The following is a 22180-nucleotide window of genomic DNA, read 5'->3' on the forward strand; positions in this document are numbered from 1 at the left end:
CGTCCTGTCCGGTGATTTCGCTGGTGGTCAGCCGAACCGTCCGGACACGTAGTCCTCGGTCCGCTTCTCCGTCGGGTTGGTGAAGATCTTCGAGGTCTTGTCGAACTCGACGAGGCGACCGGGATCGCCGGTCTTCTCCAGGGAGAAGAAGGCGGTCGAGTCGCTGACCCGGGACGCCTGCTGCATGTTGTGGGTGACGATGACGATGGTGAAGCTGGACTTCAGCTTGTTGATGAGGTCCTCGATCGCCAGGGTCGAGATCGGGTCGAGCGCCGAGCAGGGCTCGTCCATCAGCAGCACCTGCGGTTCGACGGCGATCGCCCGGGCGATGCACAGCCGCTGCTGCTGACCACCGGAAAGGCCGGCACCGGGGCGGTTCAGACGGTCCTTGACCTCGTCCCAGAGGTTGGCGCCGCGCAGCGACTCCTCGACCCGCTCGTCCAGCAGGGCCTTCTTGCGGATCCCGTTGAGCTTCAGGCCGGCGATGACGTTCTCGTAGATGGACATCGTCGGGAACGGGTTCGGCCGCTGGAAGACCATGCCGACGGTCCGACGGACGTTCACCGGGTCCATCCCGGCGCCGTAGAGGTCCTCACCGTCGAGCAGCACGCTGCCCTCGACGCGGGCCCCCGGCAGCACCTCGTGCATCCGGTTCAGGGTGCGCAGCACCGTGGACTTCCCGCATCCGGACGGTCCGATGAATGCGGTGACGTGCTTCGGCTCGATGGTCAGGTTGACGTCGGATACGGCCTTGAACTTGCCGTAGTACGCCGTCAGCCCGGTTACCTCGATGCGGGTGGCCATGACAACCTCGACTCACGATCTGGCTGGACGCTGGGAACTGGCTGGACGCGGGGAGTGACTGGACGCTGGGAGTGACTGGGTGGTGCACGTCGGAGCGGGCCGGCGGCGGCTTCGGCGTCAGTGGCGGTACGCACCGCCGGCCCGGGTCGGGGTCACTTCAACCGGTTGCGTCCGGCGAACAGCCGGGCGATGAGGTTGAGCACCATGATGATGATGATCAGAACGAGCGCGGCAGCCCAGGCGCGGTCGATCGCGAACTGCTGGGGCTGGCCGGCCTGCGAGTAGATGTACAGGGGCAGCGAACTCTGCTCACCGGAGAACGGGTTCGCGTTGATGAGGTTCGTTCCGAAGACGGTAAGCAGCACGGGCGCCGTCTCGCCGGACACTCGGGCGACGGCGAGCATGACACCGGTCACGATGCCGGGCAGGGCGGTCGGGACGACGACCCGCAGGATGGTTCGCCACTTGGGCACACCGAGCGCGTAGCCGGCCTCACGCAACTCGTTCGGGACGAGTTTGAGCATCTCCTCGGCGGAACGCACCACCGTCGGGATCATCAGAACGACCAGGGCCAGCGAACCGGCGAAACCGGAGAAGCCCTGGCCGAGCGCCAGAATCCAGAACGCCAGGACGAACAGACCGGCGATGATCGAGGGCAGGCCGGTGAGGACGTCCACGAAGAAGCTGATCGTCCGGCTGATCCGACCGCGACCGTACTCCACCAGGTAGATCGCGACCAGCAGACCGAACGGCACTGCGATGGCGCTGGCGATCAGCACCTGCTCGACCGTTCCGATGATCGCGTGGTAGATGCCACCACCGGAGTCGCGGGCACCGATGCCGTTCATCGAATGGGTCAGGAAGGAGATGTCGAGCCGGCTCGCACCCTTGCCGATCACGCTGGCGAGCACCGCGACCAGCGGAATCAGCGCGAGCAGGAAGGTGCCGTAGACCAGGGTGGTCGCGAACCGGTCACGGGCCCGGCGGCGGCCCTCCACCCTGGTGGAGATCGCGGTCATCGCCACCACGAAGATCAGGGCGGCCATCAGCACGATCTGGATCTCGCTGTCCATCGGCGTCAGCAGATAGATCAGCAGGGCGACGACCAGCGAGCCGGCGGCGACCACCGGCGGCACGAAACGGGGCAGGGTCTCGCCGCGCAGGTTCAGCCGGTCCTCGCCGGGGTTGGCGGGGCCGGGAACGGTGGGCTCGGGAACGGTCGCGGTGCTCATGCGGAGCTCCCGGAGAAGTCACGGCGACGCGCCACGATGGCCCGCGCGATGATGTTGACGATCATCGTGACGACGAACAGCACCAGACCGGACGCGATCAGTGCGCCACGTCCGATGTCGTTGGCCTCGCCCCAGCCGTTCGCGACGTTGGCCGCGATGGTGTTCCCGGCCGGCTCCAGCCAGTTCCAGGAGATCTTGAACGAGGCGGGCAGGACCAGCGCGACGGCGATCGTCTCGCCCATCGCCCGGCCAAGCCCCAGCATCGACGCGCTGATCACACCGGGCTTGCCGTACGGCAGCACCGCCGTGCGGATCATCTCCCAGCGGGTGGCGCCCAGCGCCAGGGCCGCCTCCCGGTGCGCGGTGGGCACCTGGAGGAACACCTCACGCGACAGTGCCGCGACGATCGGCAGAATCATGATCGCGAGCACGACACCGGCGACGAAGAACGAACGGCCCACCGAGTCGGCGCTGAACAGCGGAATCCAGCCGAGGTAGTCGCTGAGCCAGAGCTGGATGCCCTTCATGTGCGGGGCAAGCACGAGCAGGCCCCACAGGCCGTAGACGACGCTGGGCACCGCGGCCAGCAGGTCGACGATGTAGCCCAGCGGCGAGGAGAGCCGCCGCGGCGCGTAGACGGTGATGAACAGCGCGATCCCGACGGCCACCGGCACCGCGATGATCATCGCGATGGCGGCGGTGACGATCGTGCCGAACAGCAGGGCGGCCACACCGAACTTCGGCGGGTCCTGGTTGGGGAACCACTCCTGCGTGCTGAGGAAGTTCCCGTCGTTCTCGCCGAGTGCGTGCGTCGCCCGTAGCACCAGGAACAGCGCGATCGCGACGATCAGGGCGAGCAGTCCGAGGCCGGCGGCCCGGGTGAGGTTCTTGAAGGCCACGTCCGCCTTGCCGACCGCGGCCTTGCCGGTGGTCGTGGGCGCGGGCCGGGTGAACGCGGCCGGATCGTGATCAGGCTGGTCCGACCCGGTGCTGGTGGGCCCGCTCGCGGGGGCCCCGACCGGGTCGTCTGTCGGCGGGACCGTCGCCGAAGCGGCCCCCCGCTGCTCGGCGGACTGCGCCGAGCTGTCCGGCTCCGTCGTCATGGTCCTCTCCTAGATACGCCGACGAACCCGCGGTGGGGCGCGATGTCCCCACCGCGGGTTCGACCGGGCCGGTCAGGTGGTGCGGTGGTTCAGCTGGTGCGGTGGTGCGGTGGTTCAGGCGGTGCGGTGGTTCAGGCGAGCTTCGCGATGACCGCGCGGACCTTGCTGGCGACGGCGTCGGGCAGCGGCGCGTAGCCGAGGTCACCGATCGACTTCTGGGCCGCGTCCGAGGCGGTGTAGGTCAGGAAGGACTTGACCAGCGCGGCCTCCTCGGCCGGCAGGCCGGAGGTGCAGGCGATCTCGTAGGTCACCAGGTACACGGGGTAGGCACCCTTGGTGGCGGTCGTGTAGTCGAAGGTCAGCTTGAGGTCGTCGCCATCCGCGATCTTGGCGGTGCCAAGGCCCAGGGAGGCGCCCTCGGTGCTCGGCGCGACGTACTCGCCGGCGGCGTTCTTGACCTTGACCGTGGACAGGCCGGCGTTCTCCGCGTAGGAGAGCTCCGCGTAGCCGATCGAGTTCTCGGTCGACTTCACCGTGGAGGTGACGCCGTCCGAGCCCTTGGCGCCCTGGCCGCCCGGGGCCTTCCAGTCGGAGCCGGAGTCGAACGTCCAGGCGCTGCCGCCCGCGCCCTTGAGGAACTTGGTGAAGTTGTCCGTCGTGCCGGAGCCGTCGGAACGGTGCACCGTGGCGATCGTGGCGGACGGCAGCGAGGCGCCACTGTTCTCCGCCTTGATGGCCGCGTCATCCCACTTGGTGATCTTGCCGGAGAAGATCCCGGCCAGCGTCTCGGCGGACAGCTGCAGGTCCTTCACGCCGGACAGGTTGTACATCAGCGAGACCGGGCCGACAGCCATCGGCAGGTCGACCGCGGTGCCGGGCGCGCAGCGCTTGTCGGCATCGGTCTTCTGCTGGTCCTTGAGCGCCGAGTCGGAGCCGGCGAAGGTGACCTGCTTGGAGATGAACTGCTGGCGACCGGTCGAGGAGCCGGTCGACTGGTAGTTGATCGTCGCGCCGGAGCAGGCGTCCTGGTATGCCTTCACCCACTCGTCGACGGCGTTCTTCTGCGCGGAGGAGCCCGACCCGGTGATCGAGCCCTTGGCGCAGTCGATCGCGCTGGCGCTCGTCGACGCCTCGGTGGTGCCACCCGCGTCGTTGTTGTCGTCAGTTCCACACGCTGCCACGGTGAGCAGTGCGACCATCGCGGCCCCGACCGCGGCCTGACGCTTGCCTAGCTTCACAAGCAACCCTTCGTCCCAACGCCGAGCCCGGCGCCGAATGTCGTCCGCCCCCCGGACCGGGGTGCCGGCGAGAATCGAAGCGATTCGGGATGAACGAAAGATGAACAGGCGCATACGCCAACCAGTCACCAACCAGAACACATCCATGTCGGAGGATTTGCGACCTGTTGACCCCCCCGAACCCCTCCTAGTCACGACGGTGTGTGCCGACAATATTGCGAAAAGTAATCTCAACTGGAGATCAACCCGTACGACCAGGCATGGCCGGCTCGCTGACGAGATGGCCACGGTGTCCACTCGGTGGCTCCGAGAAGAGCGCATGAACAGCGGAACGTCCTAAATGTGGCATTTCGGAATCGGCGAAGGTCATCGAGACGGTCGCACCGGATGTTCCGACAGTGGCGAATGTTCATCCACGTGCCACCTGCCCTGACCTGACCCACTGCACCCGGCCACACAGTGGGATGCAGCCGGCGAAGCGGCCAAGCCACGCGCGCCGCTACGCAGATGATCAGGATGTTCGGCCGCGGTTACCCGACGTCCGATCCGTCCCCAGATCTCCCGTAGCCAGCACGGCCCTCCCGTGATTTGCTGTCAAGCAACATCGAGGTTGCTGAAAGTATCCCAGGGATATCCAGTGGTTCGACCCACCGGATCACGCCCCGGCCAGGATTGCCAGGAGTATTCCCTCGACCACGCGCGGACCATCATCGCGGGGTCGACCGCACCACCCGCGTCACCCGCACCACCCGCGTCACCTGTCGTCCCACCCCGCGCCGCCCCTGCCCACTCGATCGACGCACCGGAGGACAGCCCGAAGATGAACACCCTCGACAGCAACGATCTGCTGCCCGAGCCCCGCCCAGGCTTCGGGGGACGCCCCCCGACGCTCGCCGAGGTGGTCACCGTCGACGACGGGCCGGCCGTGCGGCACGAGCTGACCCTCGCGCCCGGTGCCACCGCCGCCGACCTGACGACCGCGATGATCCTGGTCCCACCGGCCGCGAGCCTGATCAGCCATCACGGCGACGTCGATGTCTCGCTGGTCTTTCGCGAGCCGCCCCGCAGCTCGCCGGAGGAGCCGACGCCGCGGTGAGGACGCCGCCGGCGCCCGACCAGCGCGGCGCCGGACCGTCCCGGCGCGGAACTGTCGGGCCCAGGCAATATCGTGGACGGGTGGCTGTACTCACCCCCCGGGCAACCGACTTCCCGCGCTGGTACCAGGATGTGCTCGCCAAGGCCGAACTGGCCGAGAACGGCCCTGTCCGCGGCACGCAGGTGATCCGACCGTACGGCTACGCCCTGTGGGAACGGATGCAGGCCGAGGTCGACGCCCGGATCAAGGCCGCCGGTGCCCAGAACGCCTATTTCCCGCTGTTCATCCCGGAGAGCTATCTGCGCCGGGAGGCCGAGCACGTCGAGGGCTTCAGCCCCGAGCTCGCGGTCGTCACCATCGGTGGCGGCAAGGAGCTCGAGGAACCTGTCGTCGTGCGGCCCACCAGCGAGACCGTCATCGGCGAGTATCTGGCCAAGTGGACCCAGAGCTATCGCGACCTGCCGTTGTTGCTCAACCAGTGGGCCAATGTGGTGCGCTGGGAGCTGAGGCCGCGGCTGTTCCTGCGCAGCAGCGAGTTCCTCTGGCAGGAAGGGCACACCGCGCACGCCGACGAGGCCGACGCGGCCGCCTACGCCCGGCGGATCGCGCAGGAGGTCTACCGCGACTTCCTGACCAACGTGCTCGCGATCCCGGTGCTCGTCGGGGTCAAGACCCGCCGTGAGCGGTTCGCCGGCGCGACGAACACCATGACCTGCGAAGGCATGATGGGCGACGGCAAGGCGCTGCAGATGGCCACCAGCCACGAGCTCGGCCAGAACTTCGCGCGCGCCTTCGACATCGACTACCTCGGTGCCGACGGCGTCCGCCACCTGGCCTGGACGACCTCCTGGGGCTGCTCCACCCGCATGGTCGGCGGCCTGATCATGGCGCATGGTGATGACGGTGGCCTGCGCGTCCCGCCGCGGCTGGCCCCCACCCAGGTCATCGTCCTGCCCGTACGCGACGACGAGGCGGTGGTGGCCGCCGCCCGGGAGCTCGTCTCGTCGTTGACCGACGCCGGCCTGCGCGTGCAGCTCGACGCCCGGCCGGGCCTGTCCTTCGGTCGGCGGGTCACCGACGCCGAGATCAAGGGCATGCCCGTCCGGGTCGAGGTCGGTCCGCGTGACCTCGCCGCCGGCACCGTCACCGTCGTGCGCCGAGACACCTCGGTGAAGACCCCCGTCCCGCTCGCCGAGGTCGCCACCCGCGTGTCGGCCGCGCTCGACGACGTCCAGGCCGGCCTGTACGCCGAGGCCGTGGCGCTGCGCGAGCGGCGCACCGCGGATGTGACCACCATCGCCGACGCCGCCGCGGCGGCGGCCACCGGCTTCGCCCGCATTCCCTGGTCCGCCGTGGGCGAGGAGGGCGAGGCACGCCTCGCCGAGGACGCGCTCACCGTTCGCTGCCTGCAGACCGCCGACGGCGAGATCCCCGCTCCCGGCACCCCCGCCGACGAGCTCGTCGCCCTGATCGCCCGCTCCTACTGATCCCGCCCGCCCCCGGAGCCAGGCCGCGAAGCCGCACTCCGGGGGCGGCGGTGTGGCACCCGAAGGGGCAGCCCTTCGGCCCTGGTCCGACCGGGCGCGTTAGCCGAAACGGGTCAGCGAAATTGCGGCCGTTCGGCTCCCTTGCTAACGTCAGCGGCACCCCACCCGGCCGAAATCGTCCTGACGTTTTGCCTTACGTTCCCGCAGAACAGGTATCATGCTCCGACCGGACGAATTCGAACAGCTTGTCGCCCGCCGCCTCGGTCTTTCCGGCGCAGCGGTGACCGCAGACAGCCGACTGCACGCCGATCTCGGCCTTGATTCCTTCCGCCTGCTTGATCTGTGTCTTTTCGTCGCGGAGCTCGGTACCGACATCTCCGAGGCCAACTGGCTGGAGATCGAGACCATCGGCGAGTTGTACGGCGGTTATCGTGCCGGCCAGGCCGCCGATGCCGCCTCGTCCACCCCGCGGGCGGCCACCCGAGCGGCCGTTTCCGGCGACCCCGCCCGGGCGATCGAGGCCGGGGAGAATCCGGCGTCCATGCCGGTGCCGGCGCCGTGTCTGGCCGGGCGGTTCCTGCGGCTGATGCCGGTCCTGCCGTCATCCACGCCGTTCCTGTACGAGCTGGCCGTCACGCCGGACGTCGGCTTCCGCTGGCGCTACCGGGGTTCGGTGCCGTCCTACCCGCAGTTCGAGCAGGAGCTGTGGCAGGGCGTGCTGACGCAGTTCGTGATCGAGTCGGTCGAGACGGGCCGGCCGGTGGGGCACGCGATCTGCTACAACCCGGAGTTCACCCTCGGGTTCGCATATGTCGGCGCGGCCGTGTCGGCGGACTACACCGGCTCCGGGCTCGCGGTCGAGGCCCTGAACCTCTTCGTTCGTTACATCTTTGATATCTGGCCTTTTCGAAAACTGTACTTCGAGCTCCCAGAATTCAACTACCCGCAGTTCTCCGGCGCCGACCGGGCGAATGCGGCGGGCGGTGCGCTCGAACTTGAGGGTCGTCTGCGCGGACATGACTACTATCACGGTCGCTACTGGGACCGCCTGATCCTGGCCGCCTACCCGGAGCATCTGGACAGGCTGACCGGACGAGCCGCCGGCCACTGATCGCGAACGTCCGCGCGGGCCGCCGAACAACCACACGACGCCTGCCCATCCGTCCAAGGAAAGCCGGCAACCATGGTGTATCTGCTGGATCGCATGAAACGCGCGAGCGCGGGTCCGAACGGTGTCACGTTCCTCGCGCCGGACGGCGGTGAACGGGTCGGCTGGGCCGTGCTGCACGACGACGCCCGCCGGGTCGCCGCCGGGCTCCAGGAACGTGGGGTGCGCCCGGGGCGGCCGGTCGTGCTGCTCGCCTCGACCAGCCGGGCCACGGTGACCGCGGCGATGGCCGCCTGGTTCGCCGGCGCCAGTGTGACACTCGCCCCGACACCGGCGCGCACCGTGGACCTGGCCCGCTACCTGGCCGACTCCCGGGAGCGCTTCGACGCCCTCGGCGACCCGCTGGTGCTGGTCGGTGCCCCCTGGGAACAGGCGATCGCGGCGCTGTCCGGCGGTGGCGGGATCGTGGCGTCGCTGGCCGAGGTGGTCGACGCCCAGCCGAGCGCGCCGTGGCGGCCGCCCACGCTCAGCCCCGAGGACCCGGCGATCCTGCAGCTCACCAGCGGCACGACCGGCGCGCCGAAGATCGCCCGGATCAGCCACGGCAACCTCGCGGCGAACATCGAGGGCATCCGGGTCGCGACCGGCCACGAGGCGGTGCACGGGCGGATGCTGTCCTGGCTGCCGCTGTCGCATGACATGGGGCTGATCGGCGGTCTCATCCTGCCGCTGGCCTGCGGACGCTGCGACACCCTGCTCTCCAGCCCGGCGGACTACCTCGCCCGGCCGGCCAGCTGGATGCAGCAGATCTCCCATCACCGTGCCACCACCACCGTCGGACCCGGCTCGGCCTACGCTGTCGCCGCCCGGCTGTTGCGCACCGGTCCGCGGCTCGACCTGTCCTGCCTCGCCTACGCCCTGTGCGGCGGCGAGCCGATCGACCCGGCCGCCGTGGACGACTTCCTGGCCGCCGCGGGCGAGCACGGTTTCCATCCGGAGGCCTTCATGCCGGCGTACGGGCTGGCCGAGGCGACCGTCGCGGTGACCTTCTCCGACCTCGGCCGCGGCGCCCGCTACGACCACGTCGATGCCGACGCCCTCGCCGCCGGCATCGCACGTCCGAGCGACCCGCTGGAGCAGACGGGCCCGGAGGATCCCACAGCCGGTGGCCGGACCCGGACCCGGCGGCTGGTGCTGCTGGGCGAGCCGATCGCCGGACTGTCGATCCGTGTCGTCGATCCCGACACCGACGTGGAACTGCCCGCCCGCACCGTCGGGGAGGTGCAGGTCCGGGGCACCTCGGTCGCCTCTTACCACGACCAGTCACCGGCCAGCACCCCACCTGCCGACCCGGACGGCTGGCTCGCGACCGGTGACCTCGGCTACCTCACCGACGCGGAACTGGTTGTCTGCGGCCGACACAAGGATGTGATCATCCTCGGTGGTCGCAACATCTATCCCGAGGACGTGGAGCGGGCGGCCGCCCGGGCACCGGGCGCCCGAGCCGGGAACATCGTCGCCTTCGCCGCCCCACGGCCCGGCCCGCCCGCCGGTGAGGGCCTGGCCGTCGCCGTCGAGACCCGCGGCGATGACCATGAGACGCTGCGCCAGGCTGTCGCGGACGAGGTGCGTGCCGCGCTCGGTGTGACCCCGCATCCGGTGATCGTGCTGCCGCCCGGTTCGCTGCCGAAGACGCCTTCCGGCAAGCTGCAGCGCGCCCAGGTCCGCCGCAGGTTCGCCTCATGACCAGCCCCACGACCGGCGCCATGACCGGCCTCGGGTTCGGCGCCGCGACCGGGCCCGCCTCCGTCCAGACGCGGGTGGACGGGCTCGCGGACCGCCTGTACACCGCCTGGGCGCAGCCTGATCCGGACACCCGCACCCGCCTGCTCGCCGGCTGCTGCGCCGACCAGGTGAGCTACGCGAACCCGCTGGGCGCCGCGGTCGGCGTCGACGCGCTCAGCGCGCTGATCGGGGAGTTCCTCGGGCCGTATCCCGGGCACCGGCCGGTGCGGGTCAGCGCCGTGGACATCCACCATGATCGGGCCCGCTGGGAGTGGGGGCTGCGCGACAGCATCGGCCAGGTCGTACTCGCCGGTCTGGACGTCGCCACGTTCGACCAGCGCGGCCTCACCACCATAAGCACCTTCTTCGGCCCGCCGCCGCCCCTGACCCGCACCTACACCTACACCCACGGCCAGGGCGGCCAGGGCGGCCCGCGCGGCTGAACCGCCCACCGTCCACCCCCAGCGCCGCATTCCCGCGGCGCCACATGCCCGCAGTGCCGCATTCCCGCAGTGCTGTGTTCCCGCAGTGCTGTGTTCCCGCAGTACCGGCATTCATCAGGAGGAACCCGTGCCCCGTACCCGCACAGCTCTGCGGACCGCAGCCATCGGCGCCACGGGCACCGTGGCGATGGCCTTCATCGGAACCGCCACACCGGCATCCGCCACGGCGGCCCTGCCCGGAACCGGCTGCAGCGTCTCCGCCCTGCCGCCCACTGGCAGCGGGTCGATCATCGGGTCCACCATCTCCGGCAACGGCACCGTCGTCTGCGACAGCTGGTACACCGGATCGATGACGATCAGCAACCAGCTGAAGAAGTACGCGAACGGAAAGTGGACGAACGTCGGTGAGCCGGTGAGCAAGTCGTTCTGGGGCGGTGCCGGCATCGGCGAAAGCGCGACCGTTCCGTGCGCGTTCGCCGGTCAGAACCAGTTCAAGACCGTCACCACCGCCACCGCGAACAATGCCCGGGCGACGGACACCTCCTCCGCCCTCAGCTACACCTGCACCTGATCGACCACCCGCATCTGATCGACCACCCGGGCCGTCCGAGCGCTCAGGCCTGATCTGGCCCGGGCCTGAGCGACGAGGCGCGTCGAGACGCCGGGTGGGCGGCCGCCCGGTCGGGTCCCCAGGGGTCTGACCGGGCGCTCAGCCCACCGATTCGGCGGAACCGGCCATCGCGGCGGCGTCCACACCAGCCACGCCGTCCTCGGGGGCGGAACTGGTGATGACGGTGCCGCGGTGCTCGCCGCGACAGATCGCGGTCATCGCGCCCTGCTGCTCGATGTCGAAGATATGCAGCGGGATACCGAAGTCCCGGGCCAGGATGAACGCGGACTGATCCATCACCCGCAGCCCACGGCTGATCACCTCGTCGTAGCTGAGATGGGAGAACCGCTCCGCGTTCGGGTTGAGCTTCGGGTCGCTGTCATAGACCCCGTCGACGCCGTCCTTGGCCGCGAGCACAGCGTCCGCGCCAAGTTCCAGGGCCCGCTGGACCGCCGGATAGTCGGTGGTGAGGAAGGGCTGGCCGTTGCCGCAGGCGAGAATAACGGTCGCACCCTTTTCCAGCAGATGCACAGCACGCAGTCGGATGTACGGCTCGGCCACCGCGGGCACCGGAACCGCCGTCATCACCCGCAGGTTGTCCTCGCCGAGCGCGGTCAGTTTTCCGCGCAGGAGCAGGCTGTTGATCACCGTGCCGAGCATGCCGATGTTGTCGGCCTCGACCCGGTCGATGCCCCACCGGTCCGACTGGTTGCCGCGGAACAGGTTCCCCCCGCCCACGACGATGGCCACCTCGACGCCGGACTGGCGGACGGCGATGATTTCCCGGGCAAGGTGTTCCAACGCGTTGGAGTCGAAACCGAATTCGGCGGAACCGGCAATCGCCCGACCACTCAGTTTTACGACCACTCGACGGTATTTGGCCACAGTCTCCCGCTTTCCCTTTTCCATCGTGCGATCCTAACGCCCTGGACACATTGGTCGATCATGGTCAGATCGATCATGGAACTCGGCTGAGTTGGGTACACGGTAGAACACCCGCCTCCGGCCATCACCGGACGTCCAGGTCGTCACGAAATGCCCGATGCGGCCACACGAATGCGGTGCCCATCACCCCACGCCACCCCACCGGGACGAGGCCACCGGAGGCCGCCTGCCCCGCCCTCACTGCCGCGGACGCCCCGCGCACCGCCACCGGACATGCGTCAGGGGCATGATCCAAAAAGCTGATCATGCCCCTGACCCTGGTCGGGGTGGCGGGATTCGAACCCACGACCTCTTCGTCCCGAACGAAGCGCGCTACCAAGCTGCGCCACACCCCGCGACCGAACAGAAGCATACCCGACGCGACGGGGCTCGCGACGGGTCGGGCCTTCCCGATTCGTCAGATCGCCCGCGGAACCAGCCCCAGCAGCGTCGCCTCCGGCCGACAGCCCAGGCGGATCGGCGCGGACGGCGAGGTCCCCAGGCCCGGCGAGACATGCAGCCAGCTCTCGGTGCCACCGCTGACCTGCCGGGACAGCCCCCGGACCCGGGACCGCGCCAGGCCGGCGCTGGCCACCGGGGCACCGATCCCCGGCAGGCGGATCTGCCCCCCAAGGGTGTGGCCGGACAGCACGAGCCGCACACCATCGGCCGCGAACGCGTCGAGGACCCGCGGCCGCGGGGTGTGCGACAGCCCGATCGCCAGGTCGGTGCCCACGCGGGGTGGGCCCGCCACCGCGTCCAGGCGATCGCGGCACAGTCCGGCGTCGTCCACACCGCGCAGGTCCAGCCGCAGCCCGCCGGCATCGGCGACCGCCCGGGTGTTGGTCAGATCCCGCCATCCGCTGGCCGCGACGAGCTTCGCGGCCAGCGTCGGCCAGTCCAGCCCGCGGCCCCGCGGCTCGGCCGGGGTACCACCGCCCGGGCGGTCACGCGGGCCACCCGGTGTGGGCGCACGGTGATCGTGGGTCCCGGGCACGAAGCAGCCCGGGAAGGAGAACAACGGTTCCAACGCGGCCAGCAACGGATCACAGGCCTCGTCCGCGCGCACCAGGTTCCCGGTCAGCACGACCAGATCGGGGACGAGCCGGGCGAGATCGCCCAGCCACGCCAGCTTGCCGCGCTGACCGACCGTGACCCGCAGATCCGACAGGTGCAGCACCCGCAGCGCGGGCGCACCCGGCGCCAGCACCGGTACCGACACCCGACGCAGCGTGTACGCCGTGCGCTCGACCAGCGCACCGTAGGCCAGCACGCCCACGCCCACGCCCGCGGTCACGCCCACGCCCATCGGCACACCACGCATCCAGACCAGACCTTCCCGGGGGAGCACACATTCGGGGACCCCCGCCGTCGCGCGGATCCATGCCCGCCGGCACCTTCGGGCTATGCCCGGGGGTGGCCGGCGGCGTTCCACCGTCTCATCCCGCTCGCCGCGGCGGCCGGTGGGCCTCTCCGATGTCGCCGATCCGAGACCGCCGTCGTCGTCGTGTGGTCGGAGCTGACCAGGCCGCCGGTGCGCCCCATAGGCTGGGCGCACTATGAGTACCCCCCCGGAGCCAGGCCAGCGCACCGAACCGGGATCGCTGCAGCAGCGGCTGCGTGGCGATCTGACGTCCGCGATGAAGTCCCGCGACGAACTGCGGACGGCCACCCTGCGCCTCACCCTCACCGCCGTGAAGGAGGTCGAGGTCGCCGGCGACACGGCCCGCGCCCTCGACGACGCGGAGGTCCTGCGGGTACTGGCTCGCGAGGTGAAGAAGCGCCGCGAGGCCGCCGAGGCCTTCGCCGCCGCCGGGCGCAGCGAGGCCGCCGAACGGGAACGCGCCGAGGGCGAGGTGCTCGCCGCCTACCTGCCCCAGGAACTCGGCGACGACGAACTGGCCGCGATCATCGACCGGGTGCTCGGCGAGCTGGGCCTGAGCGGGCCGCGGGCCATCGGCCCCGCCATGAAGGCGGTGCAGACCGCCGTGGGCGGCCGGGCCGCGGGCGGCCGGGTCGCCGCGCTGGTGAAGGCCCGCCTCTCCAACACCTGATCTCCCCTGACCGGCCGGGGCCCGCGACGATCAGGGGCGGCGGGCTCCCCGCTCGGGGCTCAGCGCCGGTTCGGCGGTGTTGGCGAACGTGCGGGCTCCGAGCGGGGTCCGGGGGAACAGCTGCGCCAGGATGGCGGCCAGGCCGTTGTCCCCGGCCGCCGGGGTGACCGCGGCCGGCTGACCGCCGCCGAGTCCGATCCCGCCGGGCGGGGAGCCGCCGGGCAGGACGGGGGCGCCGGTCAGGCCGCCGGAGATGGCCAGGCGGATCTCGGTGTTCAGGGACACGACGCTGCCGGCCGGCGGCGTCGTGGCCACCACGATTCCCGGCTGGCCAGGCCAGACGACGGGTTGCGCGGACACGTGGAAGCCCTGCTGGACGAGGATCTGTTCGGCCACCGCCTGCGGTTGGCCGACGACGTTGGGCACCGCCTTGGTGGGTACCTGCGGCTGGGTGCCGTCCTCGGGCGGCAGTGGCGCCACCGGGAGACCGAGACCGTCGATGGTCCGGGTCATCGTGCGGGCCCAGATCTGGGCCGGGTAGCCACCGCCGAACACGTTGCGGCCGAACACGCCGGTCAGTGGGTGGGCGGTCGGACCACGCGGGTCGGCGAGGGTGACCGCGGTGGCCAACTGCGGGATGTAGCCGGCGAACGAGGCGGTGCTGAAGCCCTCGGCGGTACCGGTCTTGCCGGCGGCCGGCCGGCCGATCTGGGCGTTGCCGCTGGCGGTGCCGTGGCTGATGACACCTTCGAGCACCGAGCTGACCGTGTCGGCGATCTTCGGGTCGAGGACCTGCTCGCAGGCTGCCCCGGCGTTGAACGGCAGCGGCCGGTCGGCGCCGCCGATCCGCTGGCTGATGGCGGTGACGGTGCGCGGCGCGCACTTGCGGCCACGGGCGGCGAGGGTGGAGTAGGCGGTCGCGAGGTCGAGGGTGCTGATCTCGTTGGAGCCGAGGATCGCCGAGCCGTCGGCCGAGCTGATGCCGTCGACCCCCCTGCACTCGGGATCGCTGTTGCCGTGCGGACGAATACGGCACGACGTGACGCCCATGTCCCGGGCGATCTGCGCGGTGCGCAGCACGCCGAGCTTCTCGGCGAGCTGGATGTAGTAGGTGTTGACCGAGTTCCACGTCGCCGTGGTCAGCGAGTAGAAGCCGTCCTCGCTGGGATCGGCGTTGCAGTACATGTTCTTCGGCTGTGGGTTCGGAAACACCTTCGACTGGTAGCAGATCGGCGCGTGCAGCGTCGTCGAGAGGGGCATTCCGGCCTTGAGCGCGGAGATGAGGGTGAACACCTTGAAGGTCGATCCGGGACTGAACGAGTCCTCGTCGACCGGATAGACCTCCTTCGTGTGCACGAAGTCGGTGGAAAGGCTCGACACCAGCCCGTCGGCGGTGGGGCCGTACTCCCGGTTCTCGGCGACGGCCAGCACCTGGCCGGTGCCGGGCTGCATCGTCACGACGCCGGCCGCGACCCGGTTGCCGACCGGGATGACCTCGGTCGCCGCTGACTGTGCCGCCTGCTGGGCGACCGGCTCCAGCGTGGTGGTGATGGTCAGGCCGCCCTCGAACAGCAGCCTGCGGGCATCCTCCTCGGTCGGGGCGAAGGTCCGGTCGTTCAGCAGCTGCTGGCGCACCAGGGCGCAGAAGAACGGGGCGCCGGAGTCGGCGCACGGGTCGGCCGAGCGGGCCGGACGGTCGAGTACCAGCGGGCTGTCGTGGGCCGCGTGGAACTCCGCGTCGCTGATGTGGTGCAGCTCGCGCATCCGGTCGAGAACGATGTTGCGCCGCGCCACGGCGGCCTGCGGATGCAGCACCGGATTGTAGGCGGTCGGGTTCTTCACCAGGCCGGCGAGCAGCGCCGCCTGGGCCAGGGTGAGCTTCTCGACGTCCACGTTGAAGTAGTGCCGCGCGGCCACCTCGATACCGTAGGCACCGTCCCCGAAATAGGCGATGTTGAGGTAGCGCTCGAGGATCTCGTCCTTGCTCAGGTGCGCTTCCAGGTAGAGCGCGTAGCGGGCCTCCCGCAGCTTGCGGTGCACCGTCTGCTCGGTGGCGGCGCGGCGCTGCGCGTCGGTGGTGGCCGACATCAGCAGGACGTTCTTGACGTACTGCTGGGTCAGGGTGGACCCGCCCTGGGTCACCGAGCCGTTCTCCCGGTTGGTCAGGTAGGCGCGGGCCAGGCCCTTGTAGTCGAGCCCGTCGTGTTCGTAGAAGCGCGAGTCCTCGATGTCGACGATGGCCCGGCGCATCACCTGGGGCACCCGGCCGAGCGAGACGACCTCACGGTCCTGCTCGCCGGAGAGCACGGCGACCAGGTTGCCGCGGGCGTCCAGGATGCGGGAGGCCTGCGCCAGCGGCGGCACCACCAGGTTCTCCGGCAGGTCGAGGAAGTCGTCGGCGCTGTGCTTGGCGGTCAGTCCGACCGCGCCGACCACGGGCAGCGCCAGCATGCCGACGAGGACGCCGCAGAGCACGCTCAGCAGGCCCACGCCGGACAGGCGGCGGGCCCAGAACACCGGACGACGACGCCCGGCCAGCGGGCCGTCGGCCCCGAAACCGGGACGGTAAAGCCGCCGTGCGGGCCCGTCGGGCGCCGGGGGCCCGGGGGGCGTGCTCATCGGCGGACCTCCGTCCAGCCAGACCGGGACACCAGTCGCAGCATACGGGCCAACATCTGATCAACAACGCCCGACGGGTACCCACAGACCGGTACAACTATGGAGGAGCATCCCGGTGGAGCTGCCCAAATCGCCCTGACCTGGGCAGGCGCACTCCTGACAGTCGGGGCTCGCCGGGGCCACCAAGGCGTGCCCGGGACCAGAGTGACGACATCCACATCAACCAGATCCGGCGGGCCGTCCGACGGGGTTCCCCCCGGATGATCAGCCCGAGGCGGGCTCGTGGGCCGAGTCGTGTTTCCGGCCAGGCAGGACCGGATGGCGAACGCACCCTCCGCGCGGTGCCGGCATCGGTCTGTCACGCAACGGACATCTGGCTGCCACAGAACGCACTACCGTAGCGATCCGGATCAATGGCCCGGACTAGTCATTTGGACAACCATCCGTGTGGGGTCTGGGCCGTGGCCACGCCACTCCGTACGGTTTCGGGTCAACGCCACGTCACCACCCGCACGGGACCCCTGACCCGGCCTCGAGAAGAAAGGCAGGTGGCATGACCAGAAGCCTGGCCCCCGCCGTCAGTCCCCTTCGTGCCAACCCGAACCCCCTGGTGGGCTCCACCGTCGACGGCGACTGGACGGCGCACGCCGCCTGTCGCGACCTCGACCCGGATGAGCTGTTCGTCCAGGGCGCCGCCCAGAACCGGGTGAAGACCCGGTGCTTCGGCTGCGCCGTCCGCACCGAGTGCCTCGCCGACGCCCTCGACAACCACGTCGAGTTCGGTGTCTGGGGCGGTATGACCGAACGAGAGCGCCGCGCGCTGCTTCGTCGCCGTCCGGACGTCACGTCCTGGCGCAAGCTGCTCGCGGACGCCCAGGCCGACCACCGGTCAGCCTCCGCCGGGTAGCTTCGGGCCGCTCCGACTGGCCCAACGCCATCCGCTTCCCGGTTCCGTCCGAGGACAACGACGTCCCGGCCCGGACCAGCACCACCGCTACCGCGCTACTCCACCCGCGCGAGAGCGCAGCCGATCTCCCGCAGGCCGTCGAGATCGTGCACATCCTCCGCCAGCGCCTCGACCTCGACCAGCGGGGTGTCCGGATGAGCGCTGGTGAACCGCTCCCGCAGCCGCGCCTCCCGGTCGGCCAGCCGTGCCCGCTCCGCATGGATGCGCAGGACCGCGGCCGCCAACGGATGCTCCCCGTGTTCGTCGAGGTTCTCGGCGGCGGCGAGGCTGCGTTCGGCGGTGAGCGTCCCGGCATCGCTGTGATGTGTCCGGTTGACCACCAGCCCGGCCAGCGGCATACCGTCGGCGTCGAGCCGGTCGACGAAGTAGGACGCCTCCCGCAGCGCCGCCGCCTCGGGCGCGGCGACCACCACGAACGACGTGCCCTGTTCGCCGAGCAGACGGTAGGTCTGGTCGGCCCGGGCGCGGAAACCGCCGAACATCGTCTCGAGCGCGGCGACGAACACGCTCAGATCGGTGAGCAGCTGCGCGCCGAGCACCTTCGTCAGCACCCGGGTGAACATCCCGATACCCGCGCCGAGCACCTTCGCGTACGCGCGGCCGCCGGCCTTCGCCGGGGCCAGCAGAACGCGTAGCAGACGGCCGTCGAGGAACGTGCCGAGCCGGGTCGGCGCGTCCAGGAAGTCCAGCGCCGACCGGGTCGGCGGGGTGTCGACGACGATCAGGTCCCACTCGTCGCTCGCGTCGAGCTGGCCGAGTTTCTCCATCGCCATGTACTCCTGCGTTCCGGCGAAGGATGACGACAACGTCTGGTAGAAGGGGTTGTCGAGCAGGGCCTGGGCCCGCTCGGGCGAACTGTGCGCCAGGACGATCTCGTCGAACGTCCGTTTCATGTCCAGCATCATCGCGTCGAGCCGCCCACCGGCGGACTCGTCGATGCCGGCGACCTCCCGCGGGGTGTTGTCCAGCGTGGTGAGGCCGAGCGACTGGGCCAGGCGGCGGGCCGGGTCGATGGTGAGCACGACCACGCTGCGCCCACGTTCGGCCGCCCGCAACGCGAGCGCCGCCGCCGTGGTGGTCTTGCCCACCCCGCCGGAGCCGCAGCACACGACGATCCGCTCGGTGTCGAGCATCTCGTCCACCTCGAACAGCGGCACCCCGACCGGTTGTGGACGGATTCGTCGCGCCCGCTCGGTGAGCGCCGGCTCGGTCTCCGCCGGCTCGGTCTCCGCCGGCTCGGTCTCCGCCGCCTCGGTGGCGGTCCTTGCCGCGGTGGGCCTGGCTGCGCTGGGCTTGGCGGCGGGGCCGGGCTTGGCGGCGGCGGGACTGGGTTTGGCGGTTCGTGGACGGCTGGGGCGACGGGGCGGCGGTTGCTCCGCCGCGGACGATCCTGCGTTGTCGGTCACCGGCTCAGCCCACCATCTGCTGGGCGCGCAGGAGCTCGGCGAACCGGTAGACGGTGCCGAGGTCGACTCCGTCCGCCTCCAGGGGCATCTCGTACACGGGGCGACCGAGCGCGAGGATCTCCGCCCGTTGGGCCGCCTCCAGCGCCACCCGGTCGGCATGCTGGGTGGTCTCCCAGACCAGCGACTCGACCAGCTCGCGGGTCGGTTCCAGGCCAGCTTCCTTGACGGCGGCCACGATCTCCTCCCGGTCGAGTTCGCCGCGGCGGGCCTGCCGGGACTCCCGGGCCTTCAACAACGGCGAACGCGCCATGTTGATGATGATCCCGCCGATCGGCAGCCCGGCCGCGGTGAGTTCGGTGACGCCATCCACGGTCTCCTGGACGGGCATCTCCTCGAGCAGGGTCACCAGGTGCACGGCTGCCCGGTCAGGCCGCAGCACCGCCATCACACTGTCCGCCTGGGCGCGGATCGGCCCCACCTTGGCCAGGCCCGCGACCTCCGCGGTGACCCCGAGGAACCGGGCGATCCGGCCGGTCGGCGGGGCGTCGAGCACGACCGCGTCGTAGGCCAACCCACCGGGACGGGTGCCGTCGGGGCGGTTCACCGCCTCCTTGACCTTGCCGGTGAGCAGGACGTCGCGCACGCCGGGGGCGACCGTGGTGGCGAAGTCGACCGCGCCGAGCCGGCCGAGCACCCGTCCGGCGCTGCGCAGGTTGTAGAACATCTCCAGGTACTCCAGCAGCGCCTCGTCCGCGTCGATCGCGAGGGCGAACACCTCACCGCCGCCGGGGGCGCTGGCCACCTTGCGTTCCTTGTACGGCAACGGTGGGGTGTCGAACAGCTGCGCGATCTGCTGGCGGCCCTCCACCTCGGTGAGCAGGACCCGCCGTCCGCCGGTGGCCAGGGCGACGGCGAGCGCGCCGGCGACCGTCGTCTTGCCCGTCCCGCCCTTGCCGGTGACGATGTGCAGCCGGCGCTCCCACGGACCGCCCTCGTCGTCCACGAACACCTCGTCGCCTGGGTCGTCGTCGCCCGCGCCACGCCTGCCGCTCACACGCTCGACCGTACCCGGGCCGACGGCCACCGCCACGCCAGCCGGGCCGTATCACCCATGCCGGTGTGACCGTCCGTACCCATGGGCCGAGCCAGCCGAGAGCCGGATGGCGGATGCTCTAGGGTCCGGTGGCATGCAGACGAAGTGGGAGTACTTCACAGCCCCGTTGTTGATCCACAACACCAAGCAGATCCTCGACACGTTCGGTGAGGACGGCTGGGAGCTGGTCCAGGTGATTCCCGCTCCCACCAACCCCGAGGGGCTCGTCGCCTACTTCAAGCGGCCCAGGTCCCAGGGCTAGCGGTGACGACCCCGAGCGAGCGCCTGGCCAGCCTTGGCCTCAGCCTGCCCGCGGTGGCGACCCCGGCCGGCGCGTACGTCCCGGCGGTGCGTGACGGTGACCTCGTCTGGAGCGCCGGGCAGCTCCCCCTGGTCGACGGCCGGCTGGTCGAGGCCGGTCTGGTGGGTGCCGAGGTCACCGCGCCGCGCGCCGCCGAGCTCGCGCGGATCGCGGCTCTGCTCGCACTGGCCGCCGTCGCGGCCGAGGCCGGCGGGCTGGATGCCATCCGCCGGATCGTCAAGGTCGTCGGCTTCGTGGCCAGCGCCGCAGGGTTCACCGCCCAACCGGGGGTGGTCAACGGCGCCAGCGAGTTGTTCGTCGAGGTCTTCGGGGATGCCGGTCGGCATGCCCGCTCGGCCGTCGGCGTCGCCGCGTTGCCGCTCGGCGCTCCGGTGGAGATCGAGATCATCGCCCGCGTCTGAGGGCTGATCGCGCTAACATCAGCGCTGTGTCCGCTGGTGTGCCGTCCGCTGGTGTGCCGTCCGCTGGTGTGCCGTCCAATGGTGTGCCGATCAACCGATCGTCGCGTGCGGGTGGGCCCTTCGATGGCCCGGCCTGCGATCGCGTGTCGTCGGCGGTGGGCGCCCCCGGCGGGGGGACGTCCGACGGCGGGACGTCCGGCGATCAGGGGTCGGTCGCCGGGGTGCCACGGCAGGTGACACCGCTGGCGGCCGTCCTGCTGGCACCCAATCCGGGTCCGATGACCCTGGACGGGACCAACACCTGGCTGCTGCGGGCGCCCGGGCACGCCAGCGCCGTCGTGGTCGACCCGGGGCCGGACCTGCCCGAACATCTCGACGCGATCGCCGCCACCGGGCCCATCGCGCTGATTCTGCTCACTCACGGTCACTCTGATCACAGTGCTGGCGCGGCCACGCTGCACCGGCGCACGGGCGCACCGGTGCGGGCGCTTGATCCCGCGCACCGGCTCGGCGACGAGGGCCTCGCCGCCGGGGACGTGGTGGCCCGGCCCGGCCTCGAGCTGCGCGTCCTGCCCACCCCCGGGCACACCGCCGACTCGCTGTCGTTCCTGCTGACCGGTGCGGACACCGACGCGGCGGTGCTCACCGGAGACACGATTCTCGGCCGGGGCAGCACGGTCGTGGCCCATCCGGACGGCCGGCTTGGCGACTACCTCGACAGCCTGCGGCTGCTGCGGGAGCTCGGCGAGACGACGGTGTTACCCGGGCACGGCCCGGAACTGCCCGCCGCCGGCGCCGCCGCGCGGCACTACCTGGCCCATCGGCACGCACGCCTCGAGCAGGTCCGGGCGGCGCTGGCCGCGATGGGGGTCGAGCCGGCGCGGGCGGACGCCGCCGAGGTGGTCCGTCGGGTCTACACCGACACCGACCGGGCGTTGTGGCCGGCCGCCGAGTTTTCCGTGCGGGCGCAGCTCGCCTACCTTCGGGACCATCCCACCCTCCCCTGAACGGGCCATCGGGATCGAAGCGGCCCCTGGGTCCGCGGCCGGGCAGCCTACCGGCTGACCTGGCGATGTGCGCCGGGTTGGCCGACCGTCCGGTTCGGGCCCGACGATCCGGTGCCGACGGGGCGGAGATCACCTGCGCGTGGCTGGCCCGTTCGGGTCTCCCTGCGGCACCCCCGCACCCCCGCACCCCCGGCCGGCTGGCCGACCGGCCCGGACATATGCGACCGCAGTCGGGCATCCGACCCCGCGCCGACGGGTAAACGAGACGCAGGACACTAAACTTGACGCTGGAGGGAGCCGCTCGTGCGCAGGATGACGACGTCACGCGACCGGCCCGGGGCCCACGCCCGGAGCGCGGCGGGCATCGCCCACCTGGCCGTACCCGCCCGGCTCCGGTGCGGTCCGACACCGCGGAAGGTCCGATGATGAAGGTGCCAGCACGGCCGCAGAAGCCCGTGTTCCCACCCACCGGGACGGCGAC

General features: G+C 70.9%; 20 protein-coding genes and 1 tRNA gene. 11 read left to right on the forward strand and 10 right to left on the reverse strand.

Annotated features, from left to right (window positions below):
* Window positions 1–27: 27 nt before the first annotated feature.
* The 4 genes from pstB to pstS form a co-directional block, all read right to left on the reverse strand.
* A complete protein-coding gene (gene pstB / locus MXD61_RS04035; protein ID WP_163549208.1) occupies window positions 28–804 on the reverse strand; it encodes a phosphate ABC transporter ATP-binding protein PstB in 777 nt (258 codons plus the stop codon).
* Window positions 805–956: 152 nt separating this feature from the next.
* Window positions 957–2036, reverse strand: coding sequence for a phosphate ABC transporter permease PstA (pstA, locus tag MXD61_RS04040; protein ID WP_248811508.1), 1080 nt, complete (start codon window positions 2034–2036; stop codon window positions 957–959).
* Entirely contained in the window at window positions 2033–3139 is a 1107-nt protein-coding gene (gene pstC, locus MXD61_RS04045) for a phosphate ABC transporter permease subunit PstC (RefSeq protein WP_248811509.1), read from the reverse strand. Before pstC ends, pstA begins: the two co-directional genes overlap by 4 nt.
* A gap of 131 nt (window positions 3140–3270) precedes the next feature.
* Entirely contained in the window at window positions 3271–4377 is a 1107-nt protein-coding gene (gene pstS, locus MXD61_RS04050; protein WP_248811510.1) for a phosphate ABC transporter substrate-binding protein PstS, read from the reverse strand.
* 820 nt (window positions 4378–5197) lie between these two features.
* Here pstS and MXD61_RS04055 point away from each other — a divergent pair.
* The 6 genes from MXD61_RS04055 (at window position 5198) to MXD61_RS04080 (ending at window position 10867) form a co-directional block, all read left to right on the forward strand.
* Window positions 5198–5473, forward strand: coding sequence for a hypothetical protein (locus MXD61_RS04055; protein WP_248811511.1), 276 nt, complete (start codon window positions 5198–5200; stop codon window positions 5471–5473).
* An 80-nt stretch (window positions 5474–5553) separates the two neighbouring features.
* Window positions 5554–6960: a proline--tRNA ligase gene (gene proS / locus MXD61_RS04060; RefSeq protein ID WP_248811512.1), complete on the forward strand. Its 1407-nt coding sequence runs from the start codon at window positions 5554–5556 to the stop codon at window positions 6958–6960.
* Between the two features lie 217 nt (window positions 6961–7177).
* On the forward strand, window positions 7178–8071 hold the full coding sequence (locus tag MXD61_RS04065) for a phosphopantetheine-binding protein (RefSeq protein WP_248811513.1): 894 nt from the start codon (window positions 7178–7180) through the stop codon (window positions 8069–8071).
* 72 nt (window positions 8072–8143) lie between these two features.
* Window positions 8144–9814, forward strand: coding sequence for a long-chain-fatty-acid--CoA ligase (locus MXD61_RS04070; protein ID WP_248811514.1), 1671 nt, complete (start codon window positions 8144–8146; stop codon window positions 9812–9814).
* Window positions 9811–10296 (forward strand): nuclear transport factor 2 family protein, encoded by a 486-nt coding sequence (locus MXD61_RS04075; protein ID WP_248811515.1) that lies wholly within the window; start codon window positions 9811–9813, stop codon window positions 10294–10296. The genes MXD61_RS04070 and MXD61_RS04075 overlap by 4 nt, the downstream gene beginning before the upstream one ends.
* 127 nt (window positions 10297–10423) lie before the next feature.
* Window positions 10424–10867 (forward strand): hypothetical protein, encoded by a 444-nt coding sequence (locus MXD61_RS04080; protein WP_248811535.1) that lies wholly within the window; start codon window positions 10424–10426, stop codon window positions 10865–10867.
* Window positions 10868–11005: 138 nt separating this feature from the next.
* Here the strand turns inward: MXD61_RS04080 and pyrH are convergent, their stop codons facing one another.
* The 3 genes from pyrH to MXD61_RS04095 all read right to left on the reverse strand — a co-directional run bounded on the left by pyrH (window position 11006) and on the right by MXD61_RS04095 (window position 13127).
* Entirely contained in the window at window positions 11006–11815 is an 810-nt protein-coding gene (pyrH, locus tag MXD61_RS04085; RefSeq protein WP_248811516.1) for a UMP kinase, read from the reverse strand.
* A gap of 294 nt (window positions 11816–12109) precedes the next feature.
* Window positions 12110–12186, reverse strand: a tRNA-Pro gene (locus MXD61_RS04090).
* 62 nt (window positions 12187–12248) lie between these two features.
* The gene (locus MXD61_RS04095) at window positions 12249–13127 is read right to left on the reverse strand and encodes a metallophosphoesterase (RefSeq protein WP_374628411.1); all 879 of its coding nucleotides are present in this window, start codon (window positions 13125–13127) and stop codon (window positions 12249–12251) included.
* A gap of 262 nt (window positions 13128–13389) precedes the next feature.
* On the opposite strand from MXD61_RS04095, the gene MXD61_RS04100 reads away from it, so the two are divergent.
* Complete coding sequence (locus MXD61_RS04100) at window positions 13390–13884, forward strand: GatB/YqeY domain-containing protein (RefSeq protein ID WP_248811517.1); 495 nt, start codon at window positions 13390–13392, stop codon at window positions 13882–13884.
* A gap of 30 nt (window positions 13885–13914) precedes the next feature.
* Here the strand turns inward: MXD61_RS04100 and MXD61_RS04105 are convergent, their stop codons facing one another.
* Complete coding sequence (locus tag MXD61_RS04105; protein WP_248811518.1) at window positions 13915–16503, reverse strand: penicillin-binding protein; 2589 nt, start codon at window positions 16501–16503, stop codon at window positions 13915–13917.
* Between the two features lie 553 nt (window positions 16504–17056).
* On the opposite strand from MXD61_RS04105, the gene MXD61_RS04110 reads away from it, so the two are divergent.
* Window positions 17057–17410, forward strand: coding sequence for a WhiB family transcriptional regulator (locus MXD61_RS04110; protein ID WP_163547791.1), 354 nt, complete (start codon window positions 17057–17059; stop codon window positions 17408–17410).
* Between the two features lie 95 nt (window positions 17411–17505).
* Here the strand turns inward: MXD61_RS04110 and MXD61_RS04115 are convergent, their stop codons facing one another.
* Both MXD61_RS04115 and MXD61_RS04120 read right to left on the reverse strand, forming a co-directional pair.
* Window positions 17506–18603 carry an ArsA-related P-loop ATPase gene (locus tag MXD61_RS04115; protein WP_248811533.1) on the reverse strand — a complete coding sequence of 366 codons (1098 nt, stop codon included), beginning with the start codon at window positions 18601–18603 and terminating at the stop codon, window positions 17506–17508.
* Window positions 18604–18880: 277 nt separating this feature from the next.
* Window positions 18881–19885 carry an ArsA-related P-loop ATPase gene (locus tag MXD61_RS04120; RefSeq protein WP_192029091.1) on the reverse strand — a complete coding sequence of 335 codons (1005 nt, stop codon included), beginning with the start codon at window positions 19883–19885 and terminating at the stop codon, window positions 18881–18883.
* Between the two features lie 178 nt (window positions 19886–20063).
* Here MXD61_RS04120 and MXD61_RS04125 point away from each other — a divergent pair, with 178 nt between their 5' ends.
* The 3 genes from MXD61_RS04125 (at window position 20064) to MXD61_RS04135 (ending at window position 21699) form a co-directional block, all read left to right on the forward strand.
* On the forward strand, window positions 20064–20231 hold the full coding sequence (locus MXD61_RS04125) for a DUF4177 domain-containing protein (protein ID WP_163547815.1): 168 nt from the start codon (window positions 20064–20066) through the stop codon (window positions 20229–20231).
* A gap of 2 nt (window positions 20232–20233) precedes the next feature.
* Complete coding sequence (locus tag MXD61_RS04130) at window positions 20234–20692, forward strand: RidA family protein (protein ID WP_248811519.1); 459 nt, start codon at window positions 20234–20236, stop codon at window positions 20690–20692.
* 221 nt (window positions 20693–20913) lie between these two features.
* Window positions 20914–21699 carry an MBL fold metallo-hydrolase gene (locus tag MXD61_RS04135; protein WP_248811534.1) on the forward strand — a complete coding sequence of 262 codons (786 nt, stop codon included), beginning with the start codon at window positions 20914–20916 and terminating at the stop codon, window positions 21697–21699.
* Window positions 21700–22180 lie beyond the last annotated feature (481 nt).

Origin of the sequence: Frankia sp. AgPm24 (assembly GCF_023243055.1) — a bacterium.
GTDB classification, from domain to species: Bacteria; Actinomycetota; Actinomycetes; order Frankiales; family Frankiaceae; genus Frankia; species Frankia umida.